Source organism: Dyadobacter sp. CY343 (genome assembly GCF_021390335.1).
In the GTDB taxonomy this organism is placed as follows: domain Bacteria; phylum Bacteroidota; class Bacteroidia; order Cytophagales; family Spirosomataceae; genus Dyadobacter.
Genome location: NZ_JAJUXK010000001.1, coordinates 1,586,270 through 1,597,411, shown reverse-complemented (window position 1 = coordinate 1,597,411; position 11,142 = coordinate 1,586,270). Strand labels below are relative to the sequence as shown.

Sequence of the window (11,142 nt, the reverse complement as noted above, 5' to 3'; positions counted from 1 at the left end):
GTTCACCTGGAAAATGACAGCTTCACCTGCAGGATTTGGATAAATAGAAGTAAGATTGCCTTCACCAGTCAGAGAAATGATCTTGCTGTATGTATAAGTCTCGTCTAAATCTGACATTTTCAGGCGGTAGTAAACAGTTCCGTTGTATTGGTTTTGATCCACATAACTGTACTGATGATCCCCGCTGCCGCTTGCATTTACCGTTGCTATTTGAATAAATTTTTTTGCGTCGCGACTGCTCTGAACTTCAAATTTGTCAGTATTAACTTCACTTGTGGTACTCCATTGCAACAGGTTATTCCTTGTTTCATTGCTAACAGTAAACCTAATTAAGTTTAGCGGCAACACAAGCTCAGTTGTTTTTGCAAAAAAGCCACTAAATCCAATTACATCGAAACTTACCTCCCAGCGATTGGCATTGCCATTCCACTCCACCTTTCCATTGGCGTCCGAAGGTTTAAATGTGGAAATGGCGCCTGTGTATGAATTGGGTCGTCCTGATCCATCGGTGCTAGATCCTGTGCGCTTTTCAATTAGCAGGTTGTCTTTATAGCTTTCTAAATCAGCAGCATCAAGTGGCAATTTGATCGGATTGCCCACATTAAAGTCGTCAAACTCCTCCTGAGTAAAGTAAAGGGTAATTTTTGCAGTTGCATTGGCTGTATTTATAGCAGGGGTTATCTGATAGTATCGTTTTACAAAGTTTATCGGTTGGGAGTTTGCTACCCACACTTTCGCGGACACTGCGCCACTCACCGGGGCTGCGCCGTTAGGGGACAGACTCGCCAATATATTGCAGTCTGCTGCATTTGTAGTAAGCGTGAACTCCCCAGAAATCGTACCCGTAAATTCATCGCCATTAACAGCTAGTCCGCGGGAAGGGCCTACAAATTCATAAGCTCCAATATCTAATGCTGACTCACTAATTCTGGCATTATAATCAAGGTCGGTGGTGATAGCTGATAAGTCCGGAGTTTGACCAGGCGCGAAAAAATCACTATTTCCATGATTGACTAAGGGACTGCATGCTTGCAGCCGGTAATCGCCTGCAGCAGGATCTATAAATAAGGGGTTTATGTTACCTGGAATATTGTGGTCCGTTGGATTTACATTGTTTTCCCCCTTCAAAAAGCTGTATAGAGCTACCGTTGTGGAATTTGTATTTTCCTCGTTCCAAATGTCTCCGTAAATAATACTATTGAATAGTTTGAGGGAAGCATAAGCGTTGTATATACTAGGAGAATTCTCCGGAGAACCAATAACGGTGCAATTAATCATTATCGGAGAACAATGCGTGTTATTCATACTCCTGTTACCACCTGTAATAAGGCAATTTATTAGGGTTGTATTGGATGTATAGTTTTCTATACCCACCTTCGAACCCCGGACGATCAGATTTACCAAAGTTGGGGACGAATAAAAAATCGTTATGCCATTTTTGCTGCCTTCAATGGTAAATCCATCAAGTAACCCAGCCTGTTCTCTCGACCGGTCTGTAAAATTACCGATCACCGAATTGCCGTCTCCTCTTAAAATACTTCTATTTGCCACAATGCGCAAATCCCGTTCAGCCAGACTTTCTTCGGTTCCGGCAAATCCCCCATAGATATTCACCAAGGTTTCCATCCTAAAAGGATTGTTACTTGGCGAAATGTATGTACCCCTTGCCACCCAGACCTGCCCTCTAGTAACCCATGCATAATCAATAGCTGATTGAAGGTCGCCAGTAGCACAATCCCAACTTGATCCTGAGCCTGTCGCCCCTTCTCTTACATACAGAACGCCTGGTGCTGGCGCTGTCGTCAGGTCGCCCTGATATTCATAAGCACCCATGTCTACGGCACCCTCGTTATAGAACCTTGGATAACCATCCAGATCGGTGGTAACAGCAGATAGGTCAGGATTTTGACCACTTTGATAACTGGTTTTATTGCCCTTGTTCCGGGCAGGACTGCAAAGCTGCAACCGGAAATCCCAATCTGCCGGACCTACAAAAAGCGGATCAGCATCACGTTCATAAAATTCACCGGTTTGATCAAAATCCTCGTCCCCCCGTATAATGCTACTTTGCTTATATACCACGCTGCCAGGTCCGTTATACACGCCGAAGTTGGTGCCAGAGATAATGGAGTTAACGAATCGAGGACTAGATTCATCCGTATTGTAAATACCAACACTTCCATTGACTTCCGAATTGCCACCTATCGTACAATTAATCAGCACAGGCTTGGATGCTGAGTTAGATATGCCCCGGAAGTCAGCAGCACTGGCATTAATGACACAATTTACAAGTACCGGCGAACTTTCTGTATTGGCCATGCCGCTGCCCCCATTGTTGCCAGCGATAACAACATTGATAAACCTCGGAGATGAAACCGCATTGTAGATGCCGGCATCAGTACCGCCTGAGATCGTAAAGCCGTCAAGCAGGGTAGCACCTGAAAGGCCGTTACCCGTGTTATTTATGACATATTTCTGAGTGCCGACGGCTTGCAGGACACTCTTATTTCCAGCATTTCCAACATTCCTGTCGCTCAGATTTCCTTCTGTACCGGCAAAACCGCCATAGATCCTTACGCCTTCCTTCATAACAAAGCCATTTTCTAAGCCAGTTCCGTAGGTGCCGGCAGCCACCCATATCTGTTCACCGGTCTGACTGGCATTGATCATAGCCTGTAAATCGCCGCTCGCGTCACCCCAAGATTCACCGTTTTGAGAGCCAGATCCCACTGCTGCCACAAAACGTGTTTGTGGCTCGGGTGACGAGGCAAAAGCGCCTGACGATAAATTGGTTAGTAACAATAAGAATAGTAAGGCTGTTGATGCTCGCAGCGGAACAAAAGAATGGAAATACTTACTTTTGGCAGGGAGTAGAATCTGATCCATTTTGAAAAAAAAAACGATGAGTTTACGAGGGTATGTGATTACGCTTTTACTGGCAGATAGGAACTTGTAAAAATCATTCTCTAACAAATCTTTCCGCACTTCCATCAGCAAACTTCAAAATATAGAACCCGCTCGCCAGCGATTTAATGTTAATCTCCTGCCGGTTATTCGTAATCAAAATGCTCTGCAATTTTCGTCCAGAAATATCATGCAAAGTCGCCGTGGTTTTAAGCAATGCATTGTTCACCTGGAAAATGACAGCTTCACCTGCAGGATTTGGATAAATAGAAGTAAGATTGCCTTCACCAGTCAGAGAAATGATCTTGCTGTATGTATAAGTCCCGTCTAAATCTGACATTTTCAGGCGGTAGTAAACAGTTCCGTTGTATTGGTTTTGATCCACATAACTGTACTGATGATCCCCGCTGCCGCTTGCATTTACCGTTGCTATTTGAATAAATTTTTTTGCGTCGCGACTGCTCTGAACTTCAAATTTGTCAGTATTAACTTCACTTGTGGTACTCCATTGCAACAGGTTATTCCTTGTTTCATTGCTAACAGTAAACCTAATTAAGTTTAGCGGCAACACAAGCTCAGTTGTTTTTGCAAAAAAGCCACTAAATCCAATTACATCGAAACTTACCTCCCAGCGATTGGCATTGCCATTCCACTCCACCTTTCCATTGGCGTCCGAAGGTTTAAATGTGGAAATGGCGCCTGTGTATGAATTGGGTCGTCCTGATCCATCGGTGCTAGATCCTGTGCGCTTTTCAATTAGCAGGTTGTCTTTATAGCTTTCTAAATCAGCAGCATCAAGTGGCAATTTGATCGGATTGCCCACATTAAAGTCGTCAAACTCCTCCTGAGTAAAGTAAAGGGTAATTTTTGCAGTTGCATTGGCTGTATTTATAGCAGGGGTTATCTGATAGTATCGTTTTACAAAGTTTATCGGTTGGGAGTTTGCTACCCACACTTTCGCGGACACTGCGCCACTCACCGGGGCTGCGCCGTTAGGGGACAGACTCGCCAATATATTGCAGTCTGCTGCATTTGTAGTAAGCGTGAACTCCCCAGAAATCGTACCCGTAAATTCATCGCCATTAACAGCTAGTCCGCGGGAAGGGCCTACAAATTCATAAGCTCCAATATCTAATGCTGACTCACTAATTCTGGCATTATAATCAAGGTCGGTGGTGATAGCTGATAAGTCCGGAGTTTGACCAGGCGCGAAAAAATCACTATTTCCATGATTGACTAAGGGACTGCATGCTTGCAGCCGGTAATCGCCTGCAGCAGGATCAACAAATAGTGGATCAACGTTACCCGGAATATTGTTATCACTGGGACTCGGGTTATTCTCCTCTTTCACATAGCTGTGCCGGATTGTTGTCGTTGAATTTGTATTCTCTTCGTGGTGGATTCCACCGTAAACAACGCTGTTAAATATTTTGAGATAGGAGTAGGCGTTATATATACTATATGGATCGTCCGAATCCCCAATAACTGTACAATTAATGATCGTCGGCGAAGAGTGCTCATTGTTCATACTGCTATAATTATCTACTATAAGGCAATTTATAAGGATAGGGTCAGATACATGATTATAAATGGCCTGCTCACAATCCCTAATTATCAAATTGACCAAAGTAGGAGACGAGTAGAAAATGATAATACCAATTTCGCCACCTTCAATTGTAAATCCATCAAGAACTCCAGATTCCGCATTGTTTCGGTGTAAATTGTAATTGACAACATAACCGCCTTTTCTTGTCAGAATACTTTTATTAGCAGTTAGGTCAAGCCTGCGGTCAGCCAAACTTTCTTCTGTTCCAGCAAACCCGCCATAAATTTTTACTGATTTTCCCATTCCAAAACCTCTTCCATTTGCATCTGGCTTATAGGTTCCCCCTGCGACCCATACCTGATCACCGTTTACCTCAGCGATATTAATAGCAGATTGTAAATCACCTGTTGGGCATTCCCAGCTTAACCCCGATCCAGTTGCCCCTTGTTTAACATACCAAACATTGGGTACTGGCTTTATATTATAATCGCCTTGATATTCATAGGCACCTATATCTATAACTCCCTGGTTGTAAAAACGAGGATTCCCGTCGGCATCCGTATTAACATCGGAAATGTTAGAGTTAGGGTAGCTTTCATAATAAGTATTACTACCGTTATTACGTGCGGGACTGCAAAGCTGCAAGCGGTAATCTCCTGCCGCCGCATCTACAAAAAGCGGATCAGCATCCCATCCTTGATAAGAGCCAGGTTCAAGGTAAGCGTCTTTCGCTCCTCTCAAAATATTGTTTGGAATGGGCTCTGAATCAAAAAAACCTGATTCATTTAGAATGCTAAAGTGCATGCCAGCAATAATACAGTTCCGTATCAGAGACCAAGAGGAATTAGCATTGAAGATACCAATGCTCCTATTAGAATCGTTGACACCACCTATCGTACAGTTTGTCAACTCCGGAAAGGATTCAGCAGAGTTGAATATGCCCATGAAATTAGCGGCATTTACAGTTATGACGCAGTTTACCAGAATTGGTGAACTTTCTACATTTTTCATACCGGAGCTACCATTGTTGCCTGAGACAACCAAATTGACAAACTTAGGCGATGAGCGATAGTTGTAAACGCCCGATTGGGTGCCTCCGGAGATCGTAAAGCCGTCGAGCAAAGCAGTTTTTGAAAGGGTATTAGCGTCGTTATTAACCACATACTGATGATTTACAGCAGCTAGAAGGATACTCTTGTTTTCGGCTACCCTTAAATCGCGATCCGCTAAGCCACCTTCCGTTCCTGCAAAACCTCCATAGATCTTGACGCCTTCTTTCATAACAAGCCCGTTTCCGAGCTCTGACACGTAAGTTCCGTGTGCCACCCATATTTGGTCACCGGTCCGACTGGCATCAATCATAGCCTGTAAATCACCGCTTGCGTCGCCCCAGGATTCACCATTTTGCGCTCCAGACCCCGCTGCTGTCACGAAACGTGTTCGTGGCTCGAATGACAAGGCAAAAGCACCTGATGATAAATTGGTTAGTAACAATAAGAATAGCAAGGCTGTTGATGCTCGCAGCGGAACAAAAACCTGGAAATACACACTTTTCGCGGGGAGTAGAATCTGATCCATATTGAAGAAAAACGATGAGTTTACGAAAGTATGAAAACCTGTTGCGCGGTTAGCAAAGTAAGGCATGTTTAATTTGTCCGAGCGGCTTACTCGCCAGTGAGTTGATCGCTTTTAGGGTTGAGACAGCAGCAATTGGATGATACAATGGGGGCAAATAACCCATCAGAAGTCTTGGCCTGCATCGTCCGGCGTAGTTTCATTTGAGCAACTGTTTGGTCGCAAAGCTGAGAGAAAAGGGTTTCGATTGTTTTACATGTTTTCCGCCGTTAATAATTCATAGGTCTTAATTTTCATGTTGGCCTTCACTGGTGTTATTATTTTAACTCCTGCTTGTTTGAACAACGCGAGTTGCTGACAAGCTGAAATATCCCGACGATCGGCAAGTAGCTCACAATCAGTAGGATCATCGCATTTCAAGAACGGGATATAACAAGAGTCATGCATGCTTGCGGTTATCATACCTGCTGCAAATAAAAAGCAACTTTGGAAATCACCAGGTGCATTTTGAATCGCAGCGGCGAACCGCCGGTGGAATTGAGTCAATAACATACTCACTATCATGTCAGGAAACTTTATGCATACCAACTTTGATGACTGGGCCGTCTTTTCGAAAAATCTGCGCCGCCTCCTGCTATACGTTGTCCTGTGAATTAAGTTGGAAAACAATTTAGGATACCGAAACGAAGCTTCCCAAACAGCCAGTTTTCTGAACGGTCTGCCGCGATCTGTCGACATCTGTTCACCTAAACATGAAAGGGTGATTATCTATAAACCAGACATATTTGGCTTGGTAGGATAGAATTTAAAATTACCTTCGGCATTGATTTCATCCCGGAAAACTGATTTGGCAACAGTCAAAGTTTTCGGATCGCCGACGCGGTCGAAACTGGCTCTCTGACGGTCGCCGCACGATTATGCATTGTCAATATGGCTTGGCACTCTATTAATTTATTGAATTCACAAAAACATGCCCAATCTTTTTCATTATAAATTTCTACCGCACAACGGTTTATACCTTTCGCGGTTCATTTAGCCACCTTCCCCTAATTTACCGAAGCCCAACACAACTACTTCATCATGAAGCGCTTGATACTGATCTTGGCGCTTCTGGTGTTGTTATTCAGCGAATTTACATATACGTAAGCACGGTACTTCCCGTCCTGCGTTCCCACCCGCATACCCGCTTCTGCGCATATTACTCGCGCAATGAGTAGCACTGTCGGATTTGAGTTGCTAAAAATATAGATCGTAATATACACACCTAATTGCAGCCTCACCAGGTAGAGATCACGTAGGTTCCAAACTTTTCGCACTTGATGGCACGGCTTGCACCGACTTGCAGGATCACTCCAGGCAGGTTAAGTTTTGGTATAACGCGCAACTAGTTCGCGTAGAAAAGTGATGTTTGGAATAGAGCGATACAAACATGCCAGCAGATCAACTGCAAACCTGTCGGGTAGCGTGCCAGGCTTTGCCTAAACTGCCTTCCACCTAACTTTTCTTTCCCTGATAATCAGTGGGGTACAATGAATGCCCAGGGGTACAACAAAAAGTTGTACTTGAAACGCTTTGACTTAGTGGGTTCTTTTGCGATGTACTCAAATGCGCCAGGCAGATGATCTGCCTGAAAGCAGGCCTTTTCATCCGATTAATACTCACAAGCTATGAATCAAAAGAACTTCGAATATCTCAAAGACCAGATCCAAGACCTAGGCTTCGGGAAGAGCTTGGACCTTCATTTGAATGAGAATATGAAAAGGCAGTTGCCTGAATTTACGCTCATACACCAGACCGCTTTCGGGAAAGACGCTCTCACAAATGCACTGCATTTTCAGCGGTCGCAATCCACGAACATATATTCTTTTCATAGTTACAGTTCTTCCGTAAAAAAAAAGCAGGCAAGTCAGGAATTGAAGCAAACCTTCTTTATTGGTAAAGGCGATAACATCACCCTGAAAGAAGCATACAATCTGTTAAGCGGCCGGGCTGTCCAAAAGAACTTAGTCAACAAGGATGGCAATATCTATGGCGCCTGGCTTCAAATAGATTTTAAGCAAACTGACAGTGCGGGGAATTTCAACCTTAAAGAATTTGATCAAAATCACGGTTTCGACTTGGAGAAATCTCTGGAACGTATGCCCATTAAAGAGCTGGAAAATCCAATAATGAAAGAGCAGTTGCTGGGATCACTCCGGGAAGGCAACACGCATCTGGTCACATTAGCAGAAGGTAGCCAAACGCATAAACTGCGCATCGAGATCAATCCTCAATTTAAAGCAGTCATCTTTTACGATGAACGGGCGCTTGCCCGGCGTCAGTCGGTTGCTTACCGGCAGGATCAAGCAGCCGAAGAGCGCACCCAACAGCAAACACCTCGTCACAAACGCCGGCTATCACACGCTGCAAGGCAGACCATAAGCTGATCATCGTTGCGCTGCCAGGATCTATTTTCAGGATAAGTTAATCGCTTTATGACAACCCACAGCGAGCTAATCACTTTACAAACCATCAAAGATACAGATATGACCAGCTACTTAGCCGATTTGGGCATCGAGCCAGCGCGTGTCCAAGGACCAAACTACTGGTATCATTCTCCACTGCGAGAAGAACGAACCCCCTCCTTTAAGATTAACCTTCGTCTCAATCGGTGGTTCGACTATGGCATTGGAAAAGGGGGCAACCTGATCGATTTTGGTATCCTCTACCATCAGTGCAGTGTCAGTGATCTTTTGCAAAAATTTCGCAGCGGCCAACATGCCCGTCCACACAGCTATACACCGGTGCTGCCCAGCTATAATCAGCCAGAAAATAAATTGCATATCCTTGAAGAAAAACCAATACACTCTGTCGCCCTGGTGAGATACCTTTCAAAAAGGGGTATTGACAAGCAATTTGCTGACCAGGTTTGCAGAGAGGTTCTCTACGAACTAGGTAAGAACCGATATTATTCGATTGGCTTTCGAAATGACTCTGGCGGTTGGGAGCTTCGCAATCAGTACAGCAAAATTTCCAGTTCGCCCAAAGATGTTACCCGCATTGACAATGGCTCCAAGGAAGTATGTGTTTTCGAAGGATTTTTTGATCTGTTATCCTATCAGGTGATTGCCCGACAACAACAACTCCCAGAAATGAACTATCTGGTGCTTAATTCGATAGCGCTTTTTCAGCGGGCAAGACCATTTTTGGAACGCCACCAGCAAGCGCATCTTTTTTTGGATCATGACCTGGCCGGAAGAACCCTGACAGCCAACGCCATTTCCCTGCATCACTGCTACTGCGATGCGGCTGGTATGTATGAGAATTTTAAGGATGTTAATGACTGGTTGCTTTCAGTAAATGGAATCGATGACAGAACACCCAAACAAAGAAAATCCATCGAGCTGCCCGGAAGAATATAAGCACGCATTTGAAATGTTTAACAGCAATTCTGAAAAGTTTACGTGATGTTAGAACCAGTTGAGCGCCGTCAGAAGAAACTGACTCTTTGCTTAAATCAAAAAGAATACGATAGACTGCTAAAAAGGCTCGGTTGCAGCACTTGCCGGAATATGGGGGAGTTTATCCGTAAGCTTGCATTGGCCACGCCTGTCACCTACAACCAAAGAAACCAGTCACTGGACGAGCTTCTCAACGAGCTGATCAGGCTTCGGATGCAGCTAATCCGGATTGAACAAAACGTAGAATTGTCCGCCCAAGTATTCTCATCACTAAATCAAAATGAAGATCAATCCATGTGGCTGCTGCAATATCAGGCTGACAGTCAAGCGATGCTAAGCCATATTCAGGTTATAAAATCATACGTCACTCAGGCTGCTCAAAAATGGTTGCCGTCATAAAAACCAGTACATCGATTGCCCGGAGCTTTCGATATAACGAACAAAAGGTCAATCAGGGTGTTGCGCAGTGCATCATGGCCGCCAACTACCCCTGCGAGCCGCAAGATTTAACACCCAAGCAGCGCCTGAATATGCTGCTCAGATTTGCTGATCTGAATGATAATGTGAAGCGAAACAGCATTCACATATCCTTGAATTTTCATCCTGATGACGTGGTTCCACCTAAACTGTTAACACGCATCGCACAGACCTATATGAATCAGCTGGGGTTTGGCCAGCAGCCCTATCTGGTCTATCAACATCATGACGCAAGCCATACTCACATTCATATCGTCTCTGTTGTGATTAGGCCTGATGGTACAAGGATTGCTACTCACAACAACGCAAAAGACTTATCTGAACTAGCAAGGAAAAGTATTGAATTACAATTTGGGCTGACGCAGGCGAGCGCAGCCGGACAGAGAAAACAGTACCTGCTTGATCGGCCTGGCGCACAGAAGGCTATACATGGCAAAATTGCTACTAAGCGTACGATTTGGCGTGTGCTCAGAACGGTCCTGCCTCAGTACACTTATGGTAGTTTCCCAGAGCTTAGGGCATTGCTTAGCCTATATAATGTAGGCATTCTACAACCAGGATTGGCTACACCCGGCAAAGCTACTGGCTTGCGATACGTGATTTTGAATGAAAAAGGCAAAAAAGTTGGCGTTCCAATTAAAGCGAGCACTTTCGAAAACAAGCCGACGCACCATTACTTGCAGGAGCGGTTTGCAACTGGTCAAACCAATTTCACCAAATCTGTAAGCAGGGTTAAGAGCTGTGTTGATTTTGCTATGCGAAAAGCAGCCGGTCAGGGAACGCAGGCGCTGACACAACTTCTGGAAAAGGAGGGGATCCAAATGGTTTTCTTACCAGATTCTCACAGTGAAACTGGCGGCATCATATACGTGGATTTCCGCACAAAATTCGCCCTGTCAGCCTCTAAGATTGGTGCTGCTTACCATCGATCGCAGATTCAAGAGATGTGTCAGCCATCGGGCCAACCACTTTCAGTTGATAATCAAACACAAGCAGTTCAGCATCAAAGTGTCCTTCGCGAATATCTCAGTAAGCCATATGATCATCGGGTTGATCTGGGTCCAGCACCCGCGATTGAATCGGCAGTTTCGGACGCTTTGCTGCGACCTATGGAAGATAAAAGTGCGGGGCCCTGGCAACTAAGAAGGTCCAGAAAAAAACGGAAAAAGAAATTATCTCAACAACTATAAATAATATTCA

The 11,142-nt window shown here is 44.5% G+C and carries 8 protein-coding genes; 4 read left to right on the top strand and 4 right to left on the bottom strand.

Annotated elements, in window-relative coordinates; translation table 11 throughout:
• From LZG94_RS06545 to LZG94_RS06530, 4 genes are all read right to left on the bottom strand, one after another.
• The coding region (locus LZG94_RS06545; RefSeq protein WP_233791104.1) for a right-handed parallel beta-helix repeat-containing protein at positions 1 to 2,886 on the bottom strand (2,886 nt) is incomplete at its 3' end.
• Between the two features lie 73 nt (positions 2,887 to 2,959).
• Positions 2,960 to 6,094 (bottom strand): T9SS type A sorting domain-containing protein, encoded by a 3,135-nt coding sequence (locus LZG94_RS06540; protein WP_233791103.1) that lies wholly within the window; start codon positions 6,092 to 6,094, stop codon positions 2,960 to 2,962.
• A gap of 183 nt (positions 6,095 to 6,277) precedes the next feature.
• Positions 6,278 to 6,577, bottom strand: coding sequence for a hypothetical protein (locus LZG94_RS06535; protein ID WP_233791102.1), 300 nt, complete (start codon positions 6,575 to 6,577; stop codon positions 6,278 to 6,280).
• 518 nt (positions 6,578 to 7,095) lie between these two features.
• Positions 7,096 to 7,341 carry a DUF4466 family protein gene (locus LZG94_RS06530; RefSeq protein WP_233791101.1) on the bottom strand — a complete coding sequence of 82 codons (246 nt, stop codon included), beginning with the start codon at positions 7,339 to 7,341 and terminating at the stop codon, positions 7,096 to 7,098.
• Between the two features lie 351 nt (positions 7,342 to 7,692).
• Here LZG94_RS06530 and LZG94_RS06525 point away from each other — a divergent pair, with 351 nt between their 5' ends.
• From LZG94_RS06525 to LZG94_RS06510, 4 genes are read left to right on the top strand one after another with little or no spacing between them, the layout of a single operon-like run.
• On the top strand, positions 7,693 to 8,451 hold the full coding sequence (locus LZG94_RS06525; RefSeq protein WP_233791100.1) for a hypothetical protein: 759 nt from the start codon (positions 7,693 to 7,695) through the stop codon (positions 8,449 to 8,451).
• Between the two features lie 48 nt (positions 8,452 to 8,499).
• Entirely contained in the window at positions 8,500 to 9,426 is a 927-nt protein-coding gene (locus LZG94_RS06520) for a toprim domain-containing protein (RefSeq protein ID WP_233791099.1), read from the top strand.
• 45 nt (positions 9,427 to 9,471) lie between these two features.
• The gene (locus tag LZG94_RS06515) at positions 9,472 to 9,864 is read left to right on the top strand and encodes a hypothetical protein (RefSeq protein ID WP_233791098.1); all 393 of its coding nucleotides are present in this window, start codon (positions 9,472 to 9,474) and stop codon (positions 9,862 to 9,864) included.
• The gene (locus LZG94_RS06510) at positions 9,849 to 11,132 is read left to right on the top strand and encodes a relaxase/mobilization nuclease domain-containing protein (protein WP_233791097.1); all 1,284 of its coding nucleotides are present in this window, start codon (positions 9,849 to 9,851) and stop codon (positions 11,130 to 11,132) included. Before LZG94_RS06515 ends, LZG94_RS06510 begins: the two co-directional genes overlap by 16 nt.
• Positions 11,133 to 11,142 lie beyond the last annotated feature (10 nt).

Coding starts and splice junctions, on each gene's coding strand:
- LZG94_RS06535 (WP_233791102.1), bottom strand. CDS start 6,577: ATGTTATTGACTCAATTCCACCGGCGGTTCGCCGCTGCGATTCAAAAT.
- LZG94_RS06540 (WP_233791103.1), bottom strand. CDS start 6,094: ATGCCTTACTTTGCTAACCGCGCAACAGGTTTTCATACTTTCGTAAAC.
- LZG94_RS06525 (WP_233791100.1), top strand. CDS start 7,693: ATGAATCAAAAGAACTTCGAATATCTCAAAGACCAGATCCAAGACCTA.
- LZG94_RS06515 (WP_233791098.1), top strand. CDS start 9,472: ATGTTAGAACCAGTTGAGCGCCGTCAGAAGAAACTGACTCTTTGCTTA.
- LZG94_RS06520 (WP_233791099.1), top strand. CDS start 8,500: ATGACAACCCACAGCGAGCTAATCACTTTACAAACCATCAAAGATACA.
- LZG94_RS06510 (WP_233791097.1), top strand. CDS start 9,849: ATGGTTGCCGTCATAAAAACCAGTACATCGATTGCCCGGAGCTTTCGA.